The following is a 23,653-nucleotide window of genomic DNA, read 5'->3' on the forward strand; positions in this document are numbered from 1 at the left end:
AACAAATATGATTTTATCTGTAAAAAACCTATCAGTCACATACGGTACAAAAAAGGCTGTAGACAACATTAGTTTTAGCATTCGACCTGGTGAGGTAATTGGCTTACTTGGGGCAAACGGTGCAGGGAAATCTTCTACGATTGCAGCGGTGCTTGGTATTGAAAAGAGTAATTACGAAGAGCTCATAATGCTCGGGAAGTCACCAATTATCCATCGCAAGGAAGTCTTCCAAGAGGTGGGTGTACAGTTTCAAGAAACAAATTTCCAAGATAAATTAACAGTGCGTGAGGCATGCGAGCAATGGGAGGCGCTTTATAAACTGATGTGCCTCTACTCTTAGAAACTTTTGGTTTAGTTGGGAAGGAAGCTCAACTTGTGAAATCTCTTTCAGGAGGAGAACGTTAACGTTTAGCCGTGCTACTGGCATTGATATCAAATCCTAAGCTTGTTTTCCTGGACGAGCTTACAACGGGATTAGATACTAGGGCACGTCGTATGCTTTGGAGGCAGCTATTAATGATGAAGGAAAATGGACTGGCAATTGTCCTAACCTCACACTACATGGATGAGGTCGAAGCTTTATGTAATGAAATATTAATTTTAAAAGAAGGAAAAACGGTATTTCATGGCACAATCCAAGAGGCAATTCGTACAAGTGGGAAAGCTACACTAGAAGACGCGTACCTAAATTTTGCAGGTGAGGAGGACTGGATATGAGTACATTTCTTACCTTTTTAAAAATTGAGGGAAAACTCGTTTGGAAGGGCATCAATATTCTAATTTTTGGAATCTGCTTCCCTAACATTTTAGCCACACTATTTGGTTATCTACTGAGTAATGACGGATTAGCTGGTGCTTCGAATTTTGAATTATCGTATGCAGCCGTAATTACAATTGGTGTACTCGCAACAGGAGTTATGGGCGTACCACTGACCATTGCAGATTACCGTCACCGAGGGATTTTAAAGAGATTCCAAGTGACACCTGTTTCACCTCTCCAAATTCTATTTGCTCAAGGTTTGATTCAGCTTTCTTCAGCACTTGTTTCATTTATTGGTGTCACACTTGTTTATCATCTATTATTTGATTATGAAATACCATTTTGAAGTAGCCGCTCTTTTTTATAGCTCATTGCACACTTAAAAACAATATTAAACCAAACATAACATTCGTTGCTGCATAGTAAGGGGCATATATATGAAAGAAGACCACCTCAAAAGTGACCGAAGTTAAAAATTACATTTCGTAACCAGTATCGTTGTACTGCGGAGCAAATAGCTTTGAATTGTTAGTTGTTCTTCTTAAAATCACCGTTAGCATTAAACAATCACTTTTTTAGATTTGCCTTCATTAATGAAGAAATCTGTTGCTCATCCGTGTTTGAAAATTGTTCTAGTTGATTAATAACTAGCTCTTGTCGCTGTAATGAATGATTTTGACTCAACTTAGCTTTTCCTTCTATCTTGTTGATTTTAATTTTAAAACCTTGTATCCCCTTTTTCATTCCAGAGAGAAACTCAGCATCTACATCTTGTAATCTATATGAACTGTCAGGAGCTTCATATCTCAATACCATTTCATGTAAGGAATCCTTTAATTCAATTTCATCCTTTAACAACTCGACTTCTCCATAAACATGAACAGTCACGTAATTCCATGTCGGTACTGCTTGATTCGTCTCATACCAAGATGGGGAGATATAACAGTGAGGTCCATGGAAAACAGCTAGAACAGTTTGGTTTTCGATATCTCTCCACTGAGGATTAGGACGAGCAAAGTGTCCATATAAATATGTATTTTCCTTGTTTAAAATTAACGGCAAATGAGTGGCAAATGGCGCTTTATTATGCCCAGAAAAAAGAATCGCAAAACTGTGTTCTTTCATAATTTCGTAATTCATTGCTTCATCTGTATTTTTGAATTGTGTTGGTATATACATAATCATCCACCTTTCAATAATAGTTAAAGGAGTGTTTTCATCATGATAAAATCCGTTTGTTTTTCATCACCCATATAAAAGGCATGAGCTGCAGTTTGCACAAACCCCATTTTCTTATAAAAAGCAATAGCATTTTCATTTTTTTCCCATACACCTAGCCAGATTTTCTTTTTATTTCGTTCCCTCGCTATTTCCATAGCATGATTTAGCATATATTTACCAAGGCCATGTTTTTGAAATTGGTTTTTTATATAAATCCTCTCAATTTCTAGAGTTTCATCACCCATCTCTTCAGACTGAGCATCATTGATATTGACCTTTAAATATCCAGCTACTTCATTACGAACATAAACAAAAAAGAATACCGATGAGATATTGGACAATTCCTTTTCCAATTGGATTAAGTTAAATGCTTTTTCCAAATAGGCTTTCATATTTTCAGGTGAATTCTGGTCTTTAAATGTATCATTGAATGTTTCAATACTTATTTTTTGGAGAATTTTTAAATCTTCACGGTTGCACTTTTTTAATTTTACAGTCATGTACTACTCACGCTCCTTGATCAATTAGTAATTTCGCTTGTTTCCCCTTTTTACATATTCCCAGTCCTTTTCTACATTTTTTCTTACCTTTTGAAGAAGATAGAAAAGGCTATCTGCTTCTCTTTCGGAAAATCCCTCTAATGCGACACTATTTGAATAATCATTCTCTCTTTTTATAAAAGGATAAATCGTTTTCCCCTTATCAGTAGGATAGAGTTTTCTTATTTTTTGGTTATGGGGATCATCTCTTTTTTCAATAAAGCCATGAATTTCAAGTTTCTTTATCGCACGAGCTGCTGTTGTTCGGTCTACTTTAATCATTTCTGCTAACTTTTCTTGAATGATTCCTGCGTTTTCACATATTCGCACAAGGTACAAATACTGTCCTTTTGTCAGGTCATATTCTTTAAATTCGATATTACTTATAGAGTCCAATGCCCTAGCTATCATTCCTATTTCACGAAGTATTTCCGTCATTATGATCCTCCTCAGTTAAATTTTATTGTAATTGCAATAAAAATAACATATATTAAATCTAACGCAACTTTGTTGTATTTGCAATAAAAAACTATGAACTCAATTACTTATAAACTATTTAATGGCGCCAGTAGCTCTGCAACATCGTTTTTAAGCGAGTTAACCAGCGTCGATGCAGCATAAGCATCCATCTTGTTTGCGTCATACGGGATAAGAGAAAAGTTCCTGTCACCACCCGGAAGGTATCCGAGAATGTCTCGTTCGCTAGATCAATTTTAAAGCGACGAACAAGATGTTCCGCATAGTCCCTATCAAAATTAGGACGATATCTCTTTACATCTTGTAATATCCTCAATTCTTTCCCTAATCTGGATATAAATCGGTTTGATCAAATGGTTTGCTCATTCATATCGCCCACTATTCTCTATTTGCTAAACCTAATATGGTTATATAGTTATGTATATAACCAATTAGGTTCAGACTTCTTTGGTCAATAACAATTGGAAAAGCTGTAAAATCAGTGAACGTGCGGAAAAGGAAACGCACAAAAAAAACACAGACTCCGTTGCCAGTCTGTGTTTCTTAACCTAGGTTCCCTACCTCTATTACTCTTTGTCCGTAATCTTGTTACCAAAAACAAACGTCATGACAGCGAACACGGCGAAACTAAGCATTAAGATCGAACCGCCTGCAATGAAGAAAATTAAAGAAAATGTTTCTGATACCCACTCAGGGTTGAAATATCGCAAATACATCCCAGCCGTAAGCCCGAAAGTCCCTATAATGGAACTCCACACTTGAAAGATTGCGAGTTTAGATTGTTTCGGAATAGCATATAAAGCATAGAAAGAAGCAAAAGCAAATAAAGATAACCACCCTACTACCAATATGTGCGTATGAATTGGACGAAACAAATGAGAACCTGCCCCAGCCATATGTGAACCAATATACACACCAATCACGGCATAAATAGCTGAAAAACGTAATAATAATTTAGATCTGTTCATTAAGATACCTCTCTTGATTTTTTTATTTGTTCTTTACTAGGCCACCAATTCCATTGTCCTAATAATGTAACGATCGCTGGAACAAGCATCCCCCGAATGAGGAAGGCATCCATAATAATTCCAACTGAAACGATAAAACCAAACATAAATAACTCTAGGATCGGCTGTGTCATCAAGACAGCAAAAGTAGCTGCTAATAGTATACCAGCAGACGAGATCACTCCACCCGTTAACGCCACACCACGTTGTGTTGCTTCTTTTATAGTAAACTTGCGGTTTTCCTCGCGAATACGAGAAATAAGCATAATATTGTAATCGACCCCAAGTGCCACTAAGAAAACAAAGGCGTAAAGCGGAATTCGATAACTCATCCCTTCAAATCCAAACACATGCTCAAAAACTAGCCAACTAAAGCCAAGCGCTGAAGCAAATGAGAGGAGAATGGTAGACATCATATATATCGGTGCAACGAAAGAGCGGGTATGAAGAAGTAACATGATAAAAATAACAAACGTTACGATACTAGCTACCACCCATGTATCCCAATTACTAATAGACCGAATATCTGCTGATTTTGCTGTTTCTCCAGCAAAATGCAATGCATATTGCTCACTTTCTAGTCCACTGTTCTTTAACAACTCATCTTTTTCTGCAGATAAGTAGTCAAGCAGATCAAGAGATTGTTGGTCGTATGGATTCATCGAAAGAACAAGGTCAAATTTTAATGCTTGTTCTGAGTCATTTAACAAGCGAACTCCATGACTCCCCCCTGATTCCAACCCCTCACGATCCGGTAATGTTGTGGAACTGATCCCATCTAATTGTAATAACTCTTGATTAAGATTTTCAAGTGCTACGATCTCTTCTTCCGTTAATGTAAACCCATCCTTATTCTCAAGTAATACGGTCGTTGGTGCCAGTTCACCAGCAGGAAAACGCTCTTCAATCTGTTCAAATCCAACACGAGAATTCATGTCTTCTGGAAAAGACTGAATGATATTAAAGGAATAGTTGATATTCGTTAGGTTTGTTGCATTAATAACTAGAAAAAGAAGCACTAAACCTCCAGCAATAATAGGTTTATTTGTCACGAATGAACCAACTTTACCCCAAAAACGATTTTTTTCCAACGTCTTCTCGCCAACTTTAGGAATAAATGGCCAGAAGGAACGACGACCTACAAGCGTAAATAAAGCAGGAATTAATGTAATACCAGCAAGCAACACGATCGCAATGGTGATCGCAAAAACAGGTGCAAAGTTTTGATAAGGTCCATATTGAGCAAGAAGTAATACAAGCATCGCGGCAAACACAGTTCCACCACTATAAATAATGGGTTCTGCTACTCCTCTTACAGCCTCTTCCATTGCTTTGTGTTTATCTTCTCTGATTCTCAATTGCTCTTTAAAGCGTGAAAAAACAAATAAACTATAATCAATCGTCGCACCAAACAACAAAATCATAACGATTGATATCGATTGCGATTCAATTTCAAACACTCCATTTGCTGCGAATAATCCTAATACTCGATCAACGATTTGATAAGTAAACGCAACCGCCACTAAAGGAATGATCGCTAGCAATGGGGAGCGATAAATAACGATTAGCAAGATGAGAACTAATAGGATAGTAGAAAATAATAAAACAAGATCCGCATTAGAAAAGATAGCAATCGTATCAGAGGCAATTCCTGCAGGACCCGTAACAAGGAGTGTCCCGTTTTCTAACACAGTCTGACCGTATTCCTCTATTCCACTTACTGTATGATGAATCTCAGCCATTTCAAGATTTTCGAACAAAACGACTGGCAAAACAATCGTTGAGCCATCTTCAGAAGCAAACATCTCTTTTACATGATCAGGAAATTGATGAAATGGAACAATAGAGTCAATGGTTGTAAACGGCGCCTCTTCATCTAACCATCGGCTGACTTGATCCACTTCAGAAACACTTTCTTCATTCCACTCTGTTTGACTTTGAAAGACGAGCAATGCTAAAAGACCACCCTCGTCAGGGAAATACTCATTCACCTTTTCACTAGCAATAACGGATTGAACATCCTTTGGTAAATCATTTTCTCCAGTATTCACCGTGTAATCATTTGCAGAAGGAGCCATACTCAAAAATCCAGCAATCGCTACCCAGAAAAACAAAATCATCCAAACGCCTTTACGACTTGACGCAATTGTTGCTAACTTTCTCATTTCCATCCTCTTTCCTTTTTATTGTTTCATTAACTTTAAGACAACGGTTTTCAATACGTGCAATTGAGATTTTAATATCTTAATATGAACGTAACGTTAACAAAAAACGTTTTTCTCCGTGTTAACATTCTATTCATTTTTTTGTGTCAAACTAGAGATCAGCTTTTCCATATCAGACAGGCATTTACGGGGATACTAAAAACGAGTACAAATAAGGAAGGATTCGCGACATGAACAGTTCAATCAAAATATTAACGATAGAGGATGACCCAAATATTATTGAACTCATTGATCTGTATATGGTGAAAATGGGGTATCAATCGATCGCCGCTTCCGACGGTGAAATGGGACTTGAAATGTATTTTCATGAACGTCCAGACTGTATTATTTTAGATTTAATGTTGCCTAAAGTAGATGGGTGGGACGTTTGCAAAACCATCCGATTAGAAGATAAACATATACCAATTCTTATGCTGACTGGCAAAGGGGAAAGCTACGATATTGTGCAAGGGTTAGAGCTTGGAGCAGATGATTATATTGTAAAACCATTTGACCCAAATGAGCTGTGTGCGAGAGTAAAGGCAGCTTTAAGACGGACAAAATCCTCAGAAGTGTACAAAGAAGATTTAACATGTTCTAATCTAGTGATGAACATGCAGGAGTATAAAGTTTTCATAAATAACGAAGAAGTAAAAATGCCACCGAAAGAAACAGAACTACTCTATTTCTTTGCCTCCCATCCAAATCAAATTCTCTCAAGACAACAACTATTGGATCGTATTTGGGGGTATGATTTTGATGGTGATCCTCGGACGATTGATGTTCATATTAAACGCGTCAGAGACAAACTAACCTCCTACTCTTCTCACTGGTCCATAACGACAGTGCGCGGAATAGGCTACCGATTTGAGGATAAACAGAATGATTAAAACAAAGAAGATTTTCACGAAGTTATTTCTTAGTTATGCCTTCATTATCATAATATCCTTTTTGTTGTTCGGATTAGTCTTTCTTTGGCTTTTTCATCTTAATCTTTATACGGAGTTTGAAGAAACGTACGTTCATCATTACGAACAAGTGACGAACCAATTTGAAGCGATTGAACGATTTCAGTGGAACGAAGAAGAAGCAGCAGCCTCCCTTCAACCATCGCTAAGCCAGAAAAATTTTAGCATCTATATCTTTAACTCCCTTGGAGAAAAAGTCTATACTCCTCATCAACCTGTCATTCAAGAAAATCACATTAACCTGGAGTGGATTCAAGCTGCTGCTCAAGGTGAAATGATTGCGAACGGCGGTTGGACCGATGGTGTTTTAGGTTATTTCATCGCGTCACCACTCATAGATCATCACGACAATCAACTTGTGATGGTGATGGCTTTTCATGACCTAGACCATGAATACAAACAAGTCGTCTTTATGATTTTCCTGACATTTGCCATCATTATGGCCGTAGCTGGCATTTTCCTCTGGTTTATGTCAAAGAAAATCACGGCACCATTACAAGAAATGAATCACAGCGCATTGCGATTTGCAAAAGGTGACTTTACACAATCGGTCGATGTGAAAACACATGACGAAATCGGGCAACTCGGGGACACCTTTAACTATATGGCAGCTGAACTGAACAACCTAGAAGAAACCCGTAAAACGTTTATTGCCAACGTTTCTCATGACTTACGCTCTCCCTTAACATCGATAAAGGGATTTTTAATTGCATTGCTTGATGGGACCATTCCTGAGAAACGAAGAGAACACTATTACCTATTAATGAAAGATGAAACTGAACGGATGATCAAATTAGTCAATGACACTTTAGACATGACTCGGTTAGAAGCTGGTCAAGTAGAAATTGTGCCAGCCCCTTATAATGTAACAAAACAATTGCAAATGCTTGCCGTGAAATTAGAACCTCATTTGGTTGCGAAAGAAATGGAAATCCAAATCATTCCCGATCATCAAGAGATTATCGTCGTTGCTGATCAAGACCGAATTGAACAAGCTCTCATTAATCTCGTACAAAATGCCATTCAAGTTTCACCTAACGGATCAACGATTACCATCTTTTTAGAAAAACAAGCAAATCATGTCGAGATCAAAATACACGATCAAGGTGACGGAATACAGGAAGAACAACTAGAACACATATGGAAACGATTTCACAAAACAGATAAAGCACGATCAAACAAAAGTGGTGTCGGCATCGGTTTAGCTATTGTAAAATCAATCATGGATTTACACAATACTGAAATCACCGTAAAAAGCCGACCCGGTGAAGGAACAACCTTTTCTTTTTCACTACCATTAGAAGAAGTAGATCGTGTTAAGTAAACAAAAAAGATAGAGCTAAAGCCGTTCACATCACTCTTCATTACTGCCCCTGTCTACTTGACAGGGGCAGTTCATCTATGCCTAACTTCATTAACATGCACGCCTTCAGAGCGGTGGAGAAGGCAATCTAAAAAGCAGCCCGTTGTTATTCCTTTATCACTAGGGCTACAACTGCCAGTGCCCTCCACTTTTCCCCGTGTCCTATATGACAAATGTCATATCTGTTACTTGACGTTCATGACTTCTTCCGTTTATCGATTTCCTTTATGATGAGGATAATTAGTTCTTCCATACAGAAGATAAAAGTAAATTCTTTCGGGGGGAAATCATGAATAATCAAAAACATAAATTAGCGCAACTTAAAAAAAGTGTTGCACCATTTGAAAAGTCAGATGTTAAGTCAAGTATAAGACAAATTATGAATACCGTTCCGCCGTTTTTCTTGTTGTGGTTTTTGGCATACCAAAGCTTATCGGTTTCGGTTTGGTTAACCATGGCACTCGCTGTTGTAGCAGCTGGGTTTGTTGTACGAATCTTTATTATTTTTCATGACTGTTGTCATGGCTCTTTCTTCAAAAATAAAAAGGTCAATAATATACTCGGTAATATTACGGGTGTGATCACGATGTTTCCTTATGAAAAGTGGAAACGCGAGCATTCCATTCACCATGCAACAAGCGGCAATCTAGATAAGCGTGGTACTGGTGACGTATGGATCATGACCGTTGATGAATATGTAAAAGCATCGTTTATAGAAAGATTGCAATACCGTCTTTATCGCAATCCTCTCATTATGTTTGGACTTGGTCCAATCTTCTTGTTCTTTATTACCAATCGTTTTAACCGTAAAGATGCTAGAAGAAAGGAAAGATTAAACACACATTTCAATAGCTTAGCTGTCATAGCCGTATATGCACTGATGATTTGGCTGGTTGGCTGGCAGGCATTTCTGCTTATTCAAGGCCCTATCCTTTTCGTTGCAGGGGCATTAGGTATCTGGTTATTTTATGTACAGCATCAATTTGAAGATTCCTATTTTGAAGATGAACAAGAGTGGGATTATGTGAAAGCTGCTGTTGACGGAAGCTCCTATTATAAACTTCCGAAGGTATTACAATGGGTGACTGGAAATATTGGGTATCATCATGTTCATCACTTAAGTCCAAGAGTGCCAAATTATAACTTGGAAAAAGTACATGAAACCACTCCACCGTTACAAAAAGCAACAACCATTACGATGGGATCTAGTCTTCAATCCATCCGTTTTCGCCTTTATGATGAGAATAAAAAGACATTTGTCTCTTTTAAAGAGGTCAAACATTTAGTAAGAAAACCTGGCGTGCAGATTGAGAAAAGACAGACCAGCCTTCAAGGAAAATAATAAAGACAAAGCGAAGAAACCGTTCAACTCACCAATTGAATGGTTTTTCGTTGCTTATTAAGTACAATCATATGTAAATTATTGTATCATTAACCTATGATCAGTCCTATCAAATGAGAAAAGGAGGACATTATGCAAAGCTGGTATAATATTTTTCCGAAAAATACAGGACTAAGTATTTACGTCTGGATTATTTTTTGTCTCTTACCCTTCTATTTTATCTTTAGGTCATCGTCCATGCTCGAGATCACTTTTGGTATTATGATGATTTTGCTCTTTTTTATTTCTTACCGGCTATCTTTTATATCAAAAGGCGGGCTTGTTTATCTTTGGGTTGGAATTGAAATGTTAATAAGTATTGGAATGACTCTATTTTATGGCTACGTTTATTTTGCCTTGTTCTTAGCCTTTTTTATTGGAAATATTCAAAGTAAAATCGGCTTTATTACTCTATACGTCGTTCATCTTTTAACGACGATTGTTGCAGTAAGTTTAAGTTTTTTTACACAAACGGAGTTATTCTTTGCTCAATTTCCTTTTATTATTATATCTGTAATTGGTGTGATTCTTTTGCCTTTTAACACGTATAATCGAATCAAGCAAGAAAAACTAGAAGGTCAATTAGAAGATGCCAATAAAAGAATTTCACAATTAATGGTGATTGAAGAGCGCCAGCGAATTGCTCGTGATTTACATGACACCCTCGGCCAAAAATTATCATTGATTGGTTTGAAAAGTGATTTAGCTAGAAAGTTAATAGAGATCAATCCTGAATCCGCTAAAAATGAAATGAGTGATATCAATCAAACGGCTAGAACGGCTCTAAAAGAAGTCCGCGAGATGGTCTCGGAAATGCGTGGAGCAAAGCTAGAAGAGGAACTGATCCATGTTCAGCAAATCCTAAAAGCCGCCGAAATGGAATTCGTTTTTGAAGGGAACGCTCAGTTACAAAACACCCCCCTATTAGTTGAAAATGTCGTAAGTATGTGTTTGAAAGAGGCTGTAACGAATGTCATTAAACATAGTCACGCAACTTCATGTAAAATTGTGATCAACGAATCAGCGGACGAACTTCAAATCATTGTACAAGATAATGGCATTGGGATTTTAGGTAAAGTTGATTCTTCTGAAGGCTATGGGCTTCGAGGAATTAGGGAACGGTTAGAATTTGTAAATGGAAGTTTAGATATCACTGTATTAGACGGGTCCAAGCTTGATATTCGAGTACCAAATATCACTCAACAAACGACGAAGGAGGGATTGACATGATTCGAATTGTCGTCGCTGAAGATCAGCGAATGTTACTCGGAGCACTTAGTTCATTACTTGATTTGGAAGAGGATATGGAAGTGGTCGGCAAGGCTAAAAACGGGAGGAAGCCTTGGCTTTAGTAAAGCAGCACCAACCTGATGTTTGTATTATGGATATTGAAATGCCCGTAAAGACCGGTCTTGATGCAGCAGAGGAATTGCAGGGTGGCCCTTGTAAGGTCATTATCTTAACAACCTTTGCTCGTGCTGGTTATTTTGAACGAGCCCGAAACGCAGAAGTGAGCGGGTATTTGTTAAAAGATAGTCCTAGCGAGGAATTAGCAAACTCCATTCGGACCATTATGGACGGACGACGGATTTATGCTCCTGAATTAGTTGATCTTGCTTTCGAAAATAAAAATCCACTGACGAACCGTGAAAAACAGGTCATGGAGTTAATTGCTGATGGAAAAAGCACGAATGAAATTGCCAAGGAGCTTTATTTAACAAATGGTACCGTCCGCAATTACATTTCCGTCATCCTTGATAAACTAGATGTCGGGAACCGAATTGAGGCTATTGCAAGGTTTAAGGAGAAAGGCTGGTTTAAATAATTCTAGGTGGCGGCACCACCCGAGATAGATGGTTTGTAAAAGGTTAATGCATGGTCACCATTGTGTTGAACTATACTGGGTAGATAGTATTTGTGCACATGACGAAAAATTGTAACAGTAGTATAAATGAAGAAGTAGTTACTAATTTATGAGATTAGTAACTACTTCTTCATTTTAAGGATTTTTCTTAACCGGTACCTGATACTCCCCATATTTTGCCGACACTATTACAACATCCTCCGGGCAGCAACAGGCACCTAACCCACCTCACAAACACTACCCCTTCAAAACCCCAAACATCTCTTCTTTATGTTTGTTCGCTCTTTCCTTTGTCCATCCTTCATCATCAAGAGTGACTAATTCTTTCATGATCTTCAGTTTCAAACTTTGTTCAATAATACTTGGGTAAGAACTGATTTTTCCTGCTGGTGGCAAATTAGAGAACTTCGAATTTCCTGATACCGTAATTAAAGCAAGGTTGCCAAAACCATCAAGGTCACCCGATTCCCAAGATACACCTTCAATTGGATGTTGTGGGTAGAAATGTTCAACGGAAGTTCTAAACTGAAATTGCCAGTCGTCACGCATGGGTGAAATAATTTCTTTATCCATGTATGAATACCCATCTTTGTATAAAAGATAATCAAGGTATGTAAATACAATTCTTTCATACCCAAATCCGCTAATAGATTCATCGTCAAAGTTGGATTGAATCACTTTTGTTTGACAGTAATCTTCAAGGATTTCAATCATGTCACAGGATTCATTCTCTAATAACTTGGTTAAGACCAGTGAAATCCAGTGCATAGTCTTAGGTGATGTGTACGTTATGCGCAAGCAGGATTGCAACGTTCTTATTTGTTTATTATTCTGACTATCTTCTTCACCAAATGTACCTACATATTTCGGTTTATCGCTTTTTCCATCATTATATTTCTCTAAACGTTGTAACGACCATTTACCAGATTCTTTATAATCTTTAGCGTACTCGCGTTTCAATATATATTTATCAAACAACACCCGGCATTTTAGCATATGACTTAAAAAATTCTTTGCACTATCGGCATCACGCCATGCCCATGCTAAGTTATTCAAGAAGTGTTTATCATCCAGTGTTGAATCTTTCTCCCCTAAATGACGAATTGCTGCATTTACCTGTAGTAAAAAGTTTGGGAATGAAATCGTCGATTCAAAGCGTTCATCCTCCACTTCATCCTTACTAACGTCATTATGGAGACGCTTGTTTTCTGTTAGAATCGTAATCAACGGAACTGAATGATCGTCATCTTCATCAGTCGGAACACATTTTTTTATCGAATCAAAATCGCTGATAGTATTCTTGAGGCTAGTCCAATCATGTGAAAATAAAGCCTTTCTCACTTTCGGTTCAAAACGCATTTGGATATAGGAGTCCATGTCAGAGCATTTTTCCCAAATCAATGCTGCTGTCTTCTTTTCGTGTTCTGTATCTAAAACCTCTAAAAACTTCGCTTTTGCTATTTCATGAAGTTCCAGTTGCTCTCCTCGAGTATTCATGACTTCAAAGTAGTGATTTAAATCTATACCTTGTGGAACTTGTACACGAACAAGAAAAACCTTTTCAAGTTTTCTCTTTAACTGATTTTTGTCTATATCTTTGGATTTAAAATAGTTATCTATGATTTGATAACCTGCTAAGATTTCAACAGAAACTAATTCATCCAGTAATTCACCATTGTTATGATTGTTTATCATAGTAAGTGTACGGTTTGATTTTTCGCGCGCTTCAAATCTCACCACATCTTTCGGAAGATTCATGCCAAGATAATTTTCTAATAGAAATAATGTTGTTAATCGTTGTTGGCCATCTATTACTTCATAAACATTGTTATCCGTTTGATTGACAATAAGATTCCCGAGAAAATAGTTGTTCTCAAGATCAACTATTGAACTATCAATATCTTCTATCAGTTGTTCAATTTGCCTTTCTCCCCATGCATAGTTCCGTTGATAAATGGGAATGACATAAGTAACATTTGAAAAGATGCTTGATACCGGTATGATTTTTAAATTATTATCCATCTCCTACCACCCATTCCATTCACAAAGTAAATCATAAACCGCTTGGTACTTCTCTTTATTTCGATTCTCCATATTGGGCCGCTCCAAAACAATTAGTTTTATTTCTTCAGCATGGTTCATTTCACTCATTTCTGAAAACAGATCCAAACCCTCGTTCAAACGTTCATGTTTTCCTCGTGCATACTTATTAATGGTCTGAGGATACACTGCATTCATCGTTAGTCGCAACGAATAGCTCCATGAATATAATTGTTGCATGACACCGTTTGTGAGACTTTCAACACCAAATCGATCGGCAAAAAACAATAGCGCACATTCATATAACTGCTTAATGTAAACATCTCCAGAACGTCTACTCGGAACTTGTTCTTTCGTATGAAATTTATGTATTGATTTTTGTATTTGCTCAAGCTTCTTTCCGTAGTGATGGGTATATGTAAAGAATCGTTTACCCGCAATCAGTGGTTGTGTTAATTGAAATTGATTTAATGCTTTAGATGCAAGAAGTTCACTACTCCCATTTGCATTAAATTGTTCAACGAAAAGGTTACTCGCTTTATGATAGATCGCATAATTAGACACATTTGTCGTTTTAATCCCTTTGAATACATCAATTCTACTTGAAGAATAACCCAAACCACTTTTCCCTTTATACCAATGCGTCAACGGGTAAAGGTACGTTTTAAATAAGTCATTTAAAACATCTTGGTTCATATGTTCCCATTGGTTGATAACTCTTACTTTCTGATGCTCGTCCTCATCATCCATCTCACGTAAATGATAGGATTTCAATAAATCATGTGGTTTCAACTCTTTACCGCGTGAGTTTTGTGAATCAAAAAATTGAAAAGCCTCCTGCTCACTGTCTGTGACAATTCGAACGGTACTACAATGTCTGAGTAAATATTCTTTGTATTTGCTTTGCTCATCTTCAGAAAGTTCACTTATTCGCTTAGATAAAATTTCAAAATTCGTCACGATTGCATCATTTGATAGCTGATTATATTTCTCCCGTAATAGCCCTAGATCCTCAACACCTAAACAGTATAGGAGAATAGAAAGGGTTGTTAATCGCTGTTGACCATCCACAACGTTGTACTTTTCATTTTCCTTATGTAAAATGACAGAGCCAATTCTGTATTCTGGTATCCCTTCTTGATAGGCATGATAAGTATCAAGAAAAAGCGTATTTGTAGACTTTACATTCCAACGATATGGACGTTGATACGATGGCAAGGATAATTTCATTCCAAGTAATTCTTGCATATTTGTTATTTTTAATTCGTTTTGAAGTAGAGCCATCCTTACTTTCCCCCTGACAAAACTAGACATTAGTTTAATCATACCACCTGCTAGTCTTTTTCCCTAGGATGTAGTTGGGTGGGTTTTACAAGTATGCTAGGAACGATTATACGGCGCACAGGGACGGGTGTTCTGCTTCCTCGCATAGCGAAACAAAAGATGCATGAGAATCTTCCGAGACTGGTGAAAAAGTATAATTTCTTATAGGATGAAGTAAACTAACTAACCTAGTGGTATCTGATTCCGGATTCAATATCTAATAGTCTTAGTTTGAATTTTCAACTTCTTCACTGATCTCGAACCGTCTCTTTTCTTCCAGTTTTTAGAAGGAAGATAATGTTCAATCGTCTTTACATACGTTTTCCAATCCCTATAACGTTCTTGGATTTCCCCTTCCAATACCGAGTCAATTAGTTTTTCTTCATTATAAATTCCTTCACGACGCATGTTTTCATATCTATTTATCCTCAGGTAACATTTCACCAAAAAGAACGACGTCCGGGCTTCAGTGAAAAAGTAGTATGCCGATTAATGCAAGAATTAGATTGTATAAGCCCAGCGCGAAAGAAAAATAAGAAATCTATTACACCTGCACGTTACGTGCAAGGGAGTTAAGTAAATGGCATAGATGTCACTTTTTCTCCTTCTTAGCCTAATACCACTCTTCACAGATCATCGATTGGTTGTCAAGTGGTCTCCTCGACCGTCAATCGATAATCTGAGACACTCCGTTACGCTTAGAAGTAAAGAAGAACTAAAGCCAATTGGCTCTAGTTCTTCAGGTTAAATCCGAATTTATAGTGTCTACTTTAGGGATCGCAGCGCACAGGCACCCAAACTAAAACACATTTTCAATGGAAACTCTTGTTACACCGTTAACAATATTAATCGGGGTTCCATTTAAAATCGATTCTAAATTTTCTACTGATGTATTAAATAGTCTCTGCCTGGCTTCTTTTGTAGCCCATGAAATATGAGGAGTAATGATACAATTTTTGGCGGTAAGTAATGGATTATCCTCTCTAATTGGTTCTGTAGTAACCACATCAAGGGCCGCACCACCAACTTTATTATTATTTAACGCATCAGCTAGATCTTGCTCATTAATTAATGGTCCTCTGGAGTTATTAATAATAATAACTCCGTCTTTCATTTTGGAAATACTTTCTTTATTAATGAAGCCCTTATTATCTTCAGTTAATGGACAATGTAAGGCAATCACATCTGATTTCTCATACAATTCATTGAGTTCCACAAATTTCATTTTTTCTCCTTCAAGATCTTTATTCGCGGTTCGATTATAGGCTAGAATCTTCAAACCTAAAGCTTGAGCAATTCGTCCGGTTGCCTGCCCAATACGACCATACCCAATAATCCCCATTGTTTTACCTGAAAGCTCAATTAATGGGTAGTTCCAAAAACACCAGTCGGCATTATTCGTCCATTCTCCACGTTTCACTGAATCATTATGACTACCAATATGATGGCAAAGTTCAAGAAGTAAGCCAATTGCAAATTGGGAGACGGCATCTGTTCCATAAGAGGGAATGTTCGCTACCGGAATATTCCTTTCTTTAGCTGCTTTTATATCAACAGCATCAAAACCAGTTGATAGCATTCCAATATATTTTAGTTTTGGCAGGCTTTCAATCGCCTTTTTGGGAATTGGTGTTTTATTTGTTAGGATGATATCTGCATCTTTTGCTCTTTCAATAACTAAGGCTACTTCATCACGTGAATAAGTTGTGCGGTCATAAATAGTTACATCAACTAATGACTCTAGTGGTGACCAGTCTAAATCTCCAGGGTTTAACGTGTAACCGTCCAAAACTACTGCTTTTAACATCTCTTTCCTCCCTTAATTAGTTCACTTATCAATTATGTTAATTGCTGTTTCATTTTGTACCTGTAAAATAGGATGAGAGATGTAAAAACTCTCATCCTATTTTCTTATAAATTTATAACTATAAAATTAACCTCATATCCTCTAATCTTATCCAAATACCTTATCATCGCTCATAACTGTTCCAAACAACTCTTCATCTGTAGGAACTTTGAAGTCTTTAATTTCTCTTGCCACCCACGTTGTGTTAATGTAATTTTTATATGTTACGTTTTCAGAGGTAATGTTACCTCCCCACGTACCACAACCAAGATTAATCGTAAATGGCATTCCGTTATTCCAATTTCCTGCATTCGATTTTCCAACTGGCATTCTAACAGCAACTCTACTAGTTTTAGTTTCAAGGGAATATTTTAGAATGCGCTCATCATCGGTACTGTGAATCCCACAAGAGTGCCCGGCACCACTATAAGCTTGAATATTATTCACTAATGAAATTGCATCATCAAAATTAGAATATTTGTATAGTGCAACTACTACAGATAATTTTTCACCAGAGAATGGAAATTCTGGCCCGAAACCAGTTTCTTCAACAATAAGCCATGTTCTATCTTCAGGAATTATAAACCCTGCCTTTTCTGCAATAAATGTTGCTGGCTTACATATAACCTCTGGATTCAAATGACCATCTTTCCAGAGTGTCGATTGCAATTTTGCTTTTTCTTCTGCATTACAAAGATATGCGCCTGCTGCAACCATTTCTTCCAATACATTATCGTAAACTCCTTCTTGGATAACTGCAGAGTTTTCTGTAGAACATCCAATCGCTAAGTCGTTCAATTGAGCTTCAGCAATTTTATTTGCAGCATCCCTTAGATCTGCAGTCTCATCAATTACAACTACTACATTTCCTGCCCCTACCCCATATGCTGGTGTACCAGATGAGTAGGCAGATTTAACCATCGGAGCTCCACCTGTTGCAACAACGAGATCAACCTGTTGCATCAATTCATTTGTTTTTGCCAACGAAGGGTCTTCGATACATAGAATTAAATCTTCAGGAAGGTCAAGACGTTTAAATAAACCTCTAATTTCATTTACAACTTTTAATGTAGTACGTTTCGCTCTTGGGTGTGGTGAGCAGATCATCGCATTCCTTCCCATAATAGCATTCATCATTCCAATGAAAACGACCCCTGCAGGAACCGTTGTGGGAATAAGTGATCCAACTACTCCAACAGGCTTCCCAATCTTAACTAATTGCTTCTCGTGATCCTCTTCAATTACACCTACTGTTTTAGCGTATTTAATATCACGCATAATCCCTCTTGCACGTGATTGGATACGATTAATCTTACTTTGAATATCACCCATACCCGTTTCTTCAAATGTATCGTTTGCCCACTCTTCAGCCTTGTTTAGTGCAAACCAGCCTATACTAGCCGCAGCACGTCTAGCCTCTTCTTGTGAAAGACCTTCTGCACTTGCTTGTGCTTTTCTTGCTCTTTCTACTAAACTAGCTACACTACTTAAATTTTCAGTAACAGCCATATTAAATACCTCCAGAAGTTTTATTTAACAGAAGCCTTAATGATGTTATAGACTTGTGATTTTATCAGCTTTCGCCACAAGGTTTCTTGCGCGGTCAGCAACAGGGTTATCTACCATTTTACCTTCAAACATACATGCGCCTTTTCCTAGACGTACTGATTCATCGAAAGCTGCGATTAATTCTCTAGCTTTTTCGACATCGACCGGATTAGGTGTGAATGTATCGTTTACGATCCCTACCTGATTAGGATGGATACACGTCTTCCCAGTAAAACCCATATTTTTAGCAATTAATGTATCCTCTCTTAACCCTTTATCATCACCAATACTCGTATTAGGTGTATCAAGAATATCTATCTTGCAAGCATTCCCTGCCTGAACAATTACACTTCTTGCATACTCGATTTCCTTACCATCCTTTGTTCTTTCAATTCCAAGCTCTTTTGTTAAATCCTCTGCACCAAATTGGACAGCTGAGACGCGCTTAGAACTAGACATTATTTGGTAAGCATTTACAATACTATAACTTGTTTCAAGTAGTGGAATGATTTCTATCTCAAACTCATCAATGCCGTAACGCATCTCGGTTGAATTAATTAGAATATCCGTTATCGTAACAGCTTCTTCATCTGCTTTTGGGACAATCACAGCATTCGGCAATTCTTCCACTATAGCTTCAATGTCTAGAACACCACTTTGTGTTTTCACATCATTAATTCTGACAATAATTTCTTTTCCTTTTGCTTTGAATTTTGAGATACTCTCTTTTACTCGATGACGTGCTGACTCTTTCTCGGACAGGCTAACAGCATCTTCTAAATCAAGGATAATACTATCAGCATTTACATCGAGAGCTTTTGTAATCATTTTCTCTGAGCTTCCTGGCACATACAATAAAGACCTTCTTATCGACTTAGTACTCAACTACTTCACCTCTATCGAAAATTATTCTGCTTTATTCGGTTCAATGATTGCACGAGTAACCTCTTTTGAAGCTGCCTTTTGCATAGCTAACTGTGATTCGCTTAGACTATAGGTTCTGTCTGTTAAGCTATCAAATGGAAACTGATCATTATATCTCTCAAGGAATTGCAAAGTCTTATATAAATACCATGGTTGATAACGTAGAATTCCCTTCACAGTTAAACACTTACGTGTAATTAAGCCAGGTACAATTGATACATTTTGACTTTCATCCACACTTACATTTCCAATTTCAATGACTGTTCCACCTATTTTTGCAAGTCGTACCGCTTCATCAAAAGCAGCAGGGACACCAGCTACATCTAGAACAAAGTCAGCTCCTTTGCCATTTGTTACACGAGAAATTTCTTCCTTACGCTTTTCGATAGTATTAAATTCCTTCATATTTATAAGATGATTAGCACCAAATTTCTTTGCTTCTTCCAGTCTTGAATCAATGCTATCAATTATAATGACATTTGCCCCCATTGTTTTTGATATAGCAGAAGCAAATAACCCTAAACCTCCCGCACCTTGAATCACAATGGTGTCATTAATTTCCAAACCGGAATTATCCATAGCGTAAACTATTTGGGCTATTCCACAGTTGGCTCCAGCTGCAACATTATCTGATACACCTTCTGGTACTTTATAAAAATACTGGTTTGGATGGATAATATAATGAGTTGCAAAGCCACCAGTAAAATGTGGATATTTTTCAGCATATTGTCCTTGGTAATCACTTCCACGTGTACAAACATTGAAGTGCCCATTTAAACAAGCCTCACATTTTTGGCAAGTAAGATAGTAAACGGGTACAATGCGATCTCCTATCTTTATTTGCTCACCAGCGTAATCTGTCTCAACGCCCTCCCCAAGTTCAGAAACACTCCCCACCATCTCATGCCCAAGAACATGGTTTTTAAAAATATGTTTCCCTTCCCACATATGGATATCAGAACCACAAATATTACTTTTAATAACTTCCATAGTGACGCAACCTTTTTCTGTTGTTGGCACATCATATTCTCTTATCTCAACTTCCTTAACACCGGTCATGGCTGCAACTTTACCTTTCATTTCAAGTCCTCCTTATAAATTGGCCGAAGCCCTTAATGAATTTGTTTTCTTATTATTTCCACCATAGAGCTAATCCTGGAACATAAGTAATAATCAATAAACCTATAATGGATGGAATTAAGAATCTGAGAACATATGGCCACATCTCAGGTATTGATGATTTATTAATTCTGGCAGAAACAAAGAGATTTGCTGCCATAGGTGGGGTAATTAACCCTATTTGGATATTGGTTACAAGAATAATTCCAAAATGAACTGGATCAATCCCAAAACTCATTGCTGCAGGTATAACAATGGTGACATTAAAAGCACGGCTGCATTTGTTTCCATAAACATACCGACTACAAACAAAAGTAAATTGACAAAAAGCAAGAATAGTATAGGATTCTCAGTTATTGTCGTTGTGTAAGTGGCGATTGCTTGTGGAACTTGCATTAATGTCATAATTTTATTAAAAACGCTAGCAAAAGCGATTATAACCATGATTGAAACGGAAAGAATTGTTGCTTGATAAAATATGTCCGGTAATTCAACAAGCTTTATCATCTTTCCAAGAACAATAACTAAAATAGCGTAAACTCCTGCTATTGCAGCTGCCTCAGTGGGTGTCGTAATACCTGAATAAATGCCACCCAAAACAATAACTGGGAGAATTAAAGCAGGCAGTGATTTCAGCAATAATTTTGGAGCTTTTTTAAATAGATCTCTATCAAAACTTGAACTAATCTCTTGCGCACCATCTCCACGCTTATCCAGTACTTTCGGAGCATTAAACCAGTGAACAATCATATAAATGAGAGTCATCATAATCCCAGGAATAATAGTTGCTAAAAAAAGATTAGAAACGGATACACCAACGGCAGAACCGTATACAATCAATGGAATGGATGGTGGTATGAGGACCCCTAATAAACCCGAACAACCAGTTAATGCAGCTACATAACCTCGCTTATAACCTTTTGCCAACATTCTTCCACCAATACTGCTACTAACAGCGGCTACAGTCGCAACAGAGGAACCTGTCATCGCACCTAGAAAAGAGCTTGATACTAAAGTAACGTGCCCAAGTCTTCCAGGTAACCAAGACATGAATACTTCAACTATATCTACTAACTTATCAATCAGTTTCCCTCTATTCATTAGTTCCCCTGCTAGTATAAAAAAGGGAATGGCTAATAGCGGAAACGACGCGATTGCATAATATGGAGTAGAAGCAACTATTCCAAGTGGTAAATCTGCCAACCAGCTTCCTAGAAAACCCGATAGAGCAAATGTAAACCCAATTGGAACTCCTAGTATAAGTAAAGATAAAAGTAAAACTATCATCGTTATTAGTACCATCGCCTCAAGCCTCGCTTTTCATTTGGATTATTCAGCAATAACACCCTTTCGATTACTAAATAATTCAATCAAGTTTCCTATTGTATGAATCAACATCAAAACTAGACCTATAACTAGTGATGAAAATGGAATGGCCATTGGGATTCGTAATGCCATTGTCGCCTCTCCACTCTCAAGTGCATATACTAGTAATGAGTAACCGATATTTAAAATTACTCCCGCAATTACTATCATGAAGATATTTGTTAACACAGCAACCACAAAGTCAACCTTCTTCGAATTAAATAAGGTACTAAACTCAATTGAAATATGTCCTTTCGTATAAACCAACAGACCCGAACCTATAAAAGTCATAATGGCAAAGGAGACTAAACTAATATCACTCGTATCTGGTATGGGTAAGTTAAAGAATCGAGCTATAACTTGCAAAAAAAACAGTAATAAACATAATAAACATCATAAAAGTAACAACCACTTTTTCGATCTGAAATAATACTTTTTCAAACCTAGCATATAGTGTCACTCACTTCACCCTCCTATCTATACACTCAATCTACCTCCTTCGATAGAATGCCTCTATTTTCTGAGTCTCTATCGAAGGAAATAAAATAGGTTAGATGTTATTTCAGGTCTTTAACTTGTTCTACTTCTTCTTTTAGTTGTTCGATTCTTTCTTCACCATAAATATCATAAAGAGATTCCCAAACTCCCATACCTACTTCTTGGAATGCCGAAATTTGTTCAGGAGTTAAATTAATTACTTCCACTCCGTCACCTTCCATCTTTTTTACATAATCTTCTGATACTTTTCTTTGCTCAGCAATTTGCCAATCTTGTGTTTCTTTTGCTGCTTCCTGGATTGCGGACTGATGCTCTTCAGACAATGTTTCCCAAACTGAATCACTCATCGCAATTGTACCTGTAGCATAAACATGGTTTAAACGAGTATAGTATGGGTTTGTTTCGTGTAAACGGTTGTCATGAGTAATTAACAATCCGTTATCTTGACCATCAACTGTACCTTGTTGCAAAGCAGTATATAATTCTGGCATCGCAATCGTCACTGTTTGTGACCCTACACCTTGGAAGAAGCCCATAATAGCTTGAGAACCGGGGACCCTTAATCTCAATCCTTCCATATCTGCTGGTGTCTCAACTGGTCCTTTTGAGTTTGAAAGTCCTCTAAATTCTAGTTCATACCAACCAAGTGCTTTGATTCCATTATCTTCTAGAGTTTCTGTCATTGTTTGAGGGATAATTCCATCCTCAAAAAATAATTTATCTGCTTGCTTATAATTTGATACAATGTAAGGTAAGTAGTGGAAGTCTAGTAATTGGTCCATTCCTGACATTGAACCTTGATTTAAGAAGGCAAACTCTAAGTTACCACGGGATAAATCTTGACCTAGTGACTCATCACTTCCGATTTGACCTGCAGGAAAGACGGAAATTGAAATTTCTCCATTTGTTTTTTCGTTTGCTAGTTCTGCAAATTTTTCTGCGGCCAAATGTTGAACACTATTTTGAGCAGCAACCATACCCAGACGAAATTCTTGTGATTCCGTGGCCCCGCCACTGCCGCCACCGTTAGACTCTTGAATCGTAGTCTCTTCTCCGCCACATCCTGCTAATACAAAACCCATTAATGTTATTACAGTTATCAATAGCCTCTTATAATGTTTACTTATCATGTTTGACCCTCTCCCCTTTTAATTAAGTTGATAAATTACAAATCTTTTGGAACTCATCTGACTTTTTATAGGTTCC

General features: G+C 37.3%; 21 protein-coding genes and 3 pseudogenes. 9 read left to right on the forward strand and 15 right to left on the reverse strand.

What is annotated here, in order from left to right; all coding sequences use genetic code 11:
- The 4 genes and pseudogenes from JCM9140_RS24590 to JCM9140_RS15160 all read left to right on the forward strand — a co-directional run.
- Positions 1 to 340: ATP-binding cassette domain-containing protein (locus JCM9140_RS24590; RefSeq protein WP_235715373.1), on the forward strand; the 340-nt coding region annotated here is incomplete at its 5' end.
- 74 nt (positions 341 to 414) lie between these two features.
- Positions 415 to 498 (forward strand): annotated as a pseudogene (locus JCM9140_RS25260) (ABC transporter ATP-binding protein); the annotation flags it as partial.
- An 18-nt stretch (positions 499 to 516) separates the two neighbouring features.
- Positions 517 to 717: an ATP-binding cassette domain-containing protein gene (locus tag JCM9140_RS24595; RefSeq protein ID WP_235715374.1), complete on the forward strand. Its 201-nt coding sequence runs from the start codon at positions 517 to 519 to the stop codon at positions 715 to 717.
- Complete coding sequence (locus JCM9140_RS15160) at positions 714 to 1,106, forward strand: hypothetical protein (protein ID WP_235715375.1); 393 nt, start codon at positions 714 to 716, stop codon at positions 1,104 to 1,106. Before JCM9140_RS24595 ends, JCM9140_RS15160 begins: the two co-directional genes overlap by 4 nt.
- A gap of 221 nt (positions 1,107 to 1,327) precedes the next feature.
- Here JCM9140_RS15160 and JCM9140_RS15165 read toward each other — a convergent pair whose 3' ends face one another.
- The 5 genes from JCM9140_RS15165 to JCM9140_RS15185 all read right to left on the reverse strand — a co-directional run bounded on the left by JCM9140_RS15165 (position 1,328) and on the right by JCM9140_RS15185 (position 6,169).
- Positions 1,328 to 1,939, reverse strand: a complete 612-nt coding sequence (locus JCM9140_RS15165; RefSeq protein WP_034748292.1) for an FMN-binding negative transcriptional regulator — start codon at positions 1,937 to 1,939, stop codon at positions 1,328 to 1,330.
- Between the two features lie 23 nt (positions 1,940 to 1,962).
- Positions 1,963 to 2,481: a spermidine/spermine N(1)-acetyltransferase gene (gene paiA / locus JCM9140_RS15170; RefSeq protein WP_034748295.1), complete on the reverse strand. Its 519-nt coding sequence runs from the start codon at positions 2,479 to 2,481 to the stop codon at positions 1,963 to 1,965.
- 24 nt (positions 2,482 to 2,505) lie between these two features.
- Entirely contained in the window at positions 2,506 to 2,958 is a 453-nt protein-coding gene (locus tag JCM9140_RS15175; RefSeq protein ID WP_034748300.1) for a MarR family winged helix-turn-helix transcriptional regulator, read from the reverse strand.
- 605 nt (positions 2,959 to 3,563) lie between these two features.
- Positions 3,564 to 3,965, reverse strand: a complete 402-nt coding sequence (locus JCM9140_RS15180) for a hypothetical protein (protein WP_034748303.1) — start codon at positions 3,963 to 3,965, stop codon at positions 3,564 to 3,566.
- Positions 3,965 to 6,169 carry an MMPL family transporter gene (locus JCM9140_RS15185; protein WP_034748306.1) on the reverse strand — a complete coding sequence of 735 codons (2,205 nt, stop codon included), beginning with the start codon at positions 6,167 to 6,169 and terminating at the stop codon, positions 3,965 to 3,967. Before JCM9140_RS15185 ends, JCM9140_RS15180 begins: the two co-directional genes overlap by 1 nt.
- Positions 6,170 to 6,399: 230 nt before the next feature.
- On the opposite strand from JCM9140_RS15185, the gene JCM9140_RS15190 reads away from it, so the two are divergent.
- From JCM9140_RS15190 to JCM9140_RS15210, 5 genes and pseudogenes are all read left to right on the forward strand, one after another.
- A complete protein-coding gene (locus JCM9140_RS15190) occupies positions 6,400 to 7,098 on the forward strand; it encodes a response regulator transcription factor (protein ID WP_034748309.1) in 699 nt (232 codons plus the stop codon).
- Positions 7,091 to 8,500: an ATP-binding protein gene (locus JCM9140_RS22670; protein ID WP_052002300.1), complete on the forward strand. Its 1,410-nt coding sequence runs from the start codon at positions 7,091 to 7,093 to the stop codon at positions 8,498 to 8,500. The genes JCM9140_RS15190 and JCM9140_RS22670 overlap by 8 nt, the downstream gene beginning before the upstream one ends.
- A 328-nt stretch (positions 8,501 to 8,828) precedes the next feature.
- The gene (gene desA / locus JCM9140_RS15200) at positions 8,829 to 9,881 is read left to right on the forward strand and encodes a Delta(5) desaturase DesA (protein ID WP_034748313.1); all 1,053 of its coding nucleotides are present in this window, start codon (positions 8,829 to 8,831) and stop codon (positions 9,879 to 9,881) included.
- A gap of 132 nt (positions 9,882 to 10,013) precedes the next feature.
- A complete protein-coding gene (locus JCM9140_RS15205) occupies positions 10,014 to 11,150 on the forward strand; it encodes a sensor histidine kinase (RefSeq protein WP_034748315.1) in 1,137 nt (378 codons plus the stop codon).
- Positions 11,147 to 11,745 (forward strand): annotated as a pseudogene (locus tag JCM9140_RS15210) (response regulator). The gene JCM9140_RS15205 and the pseudogene JCM9140_RS15210 overlap by 4 nt, the downstream one beginning before the upstream one ends.
- Positions 11,746 to 12,021: 276 nt before the next feature.
- On the opposite strand, the gene JCM9140_RS15215 reads toward JCM9140_RS15210, so the two are convergent.
- The 10 genes and pseudogenes from JCM9140_RS15215 to JCM9140_RS15260 form a co-directional block, all read right to left on the reverse strand.
- Positions 12,022 to 13,806 carry a DUF262 domain-containing protein gene (locus JCM9140_RS15215; protein WP_034748316.1) on the reverse strand — a complete coding sequence of 595 codons (1,785 nt, stop codon included), beginning with the start codon at positions 13,804 to 13,806 and terminating at the stop codon, positions 12,022 to 12,024.
- Between the two features lie 3 nt (positions 13,807 to 13,809).
- Positions 13,810 to 15,108: a DUF262 domain-containing protein gene (locus JCM9140_RS15220; protein WP_034748318.1), complete on the reverse strand. Its 1,299-nt coding sequence runs from the start codon at positions 15,106 to 15,108 to the stop codon at positions 13,810 to 13,812.
- Between the two features lie 249 nt (positions 15,109 to 15,357).
- Positions 15,358 to 15,555, reverse strand: a complete 198-nt coding sequence (locus JCM9140_RS24230; RefSeq protein WP_034748320.1) for a hypothetical protein — start codon at positions 15,553 to 15,555, stop codon at positions 15,358 to 15,360.
- A gap of 391 nt (positions 15,556 to 15,946) precedes the next feature.
- Positions 15,947 to 16,954, reverse strand: a complete 1,008-nt coding sequence (locus JCM9140_RS15230; protein WP_034748324.1) for a D-2-hydroxyacid dehydrogenase — start codon at positions 16,952 to 16,954, stop codon at positions 15,947 to 15,949.
- A 147-nt stretch (positions 16,955 to 17,101) separates the two neighbouring features.
- Complete coding sequence (locus JCM9140_RS15235; RefSeq protein WP_034748327.1) at positions 17,102 to 18,502, reverse strand: aldehyde dehydrogenase family protein; 1,401 nt, start codon at positions 18,500 to 18,502, stop codon at positions 17,102 to 17,104.
- A 45-nt stretch (positions 18,503 to 18,547) separates the two neighbouring features.
- Positions 18,548 to 19,426, reverse strand: a complete 879-nt coding sequence (locus JCM9140_RS15240) for an HpcH/HpaI aldolase/citrate lyase family protein (protein ID WP_034748330.1) — start codon at positions 19,424 to 19,426, stop codon at positions 18,548 to 18,550.
- 21 nt (positions 19,427 to 19,447) lie between these two features.
- Positions 19,448 to 20,545, reverse strand: coding sequence for a zinc-binding dehydrogenase (locus JCM9140_RS15245; RefSeq protein ID WP_052002302.1), 1,098 nt, complete (start codon positions 20,543 to 20,545; stop codon positions 19,448 to 19,450).
- A 52-nt stretch (positions 20,546 to 20,597) separates the two neighbouring features.
- Positions 20,598 to 21,886 (reverse strand): annotated as a pseudogene (locus tag JCM9140_RS15250) (TRAP transporter large permease).
- Between the two features lie 27 nt (positions 21,887 to 21,913).
- Positions 21,914 to 22,315: a TRAP transporter small permease gene (locus JCM9140_RS23255; RefSeq protein ID WP_162232205.1), complete on the reverse strand. Its 402-nt coding sequence runs from the start codon at positions 22,313 to 22,315 to the stop codon at positions 21,914 to 21,916.
- Between the two features lie 191 nt (positions 22,316 to 22,506).
- The gene (locus JCM9140_RS15260) at positions 22,507 to 23,577 is read right to left on the reverse strand and encodes a TRAP transporter substrate-binding protein (RefSeq protein ID WP_081727718.1); all 1,071 of its coding nucleotides are present in this window, start codon (positions 23,575 to 23,577) and stop codon (positions 22,507 to 22,509) included.
- Positions 23,578 to 23,653 lie beyond the last annotated feature (76 nt).

Origin of the sequence: Halalkalibacter wakoensis JCM 9140 (assembly GCF_000513095.1) — a bacterium.
Classification (GTDB): Bacteria; Bacillota; Bacilli; order Bacillales; family Bacillaceae_D; genus Halalkalibacter; species Halalkalibacter wakoensis.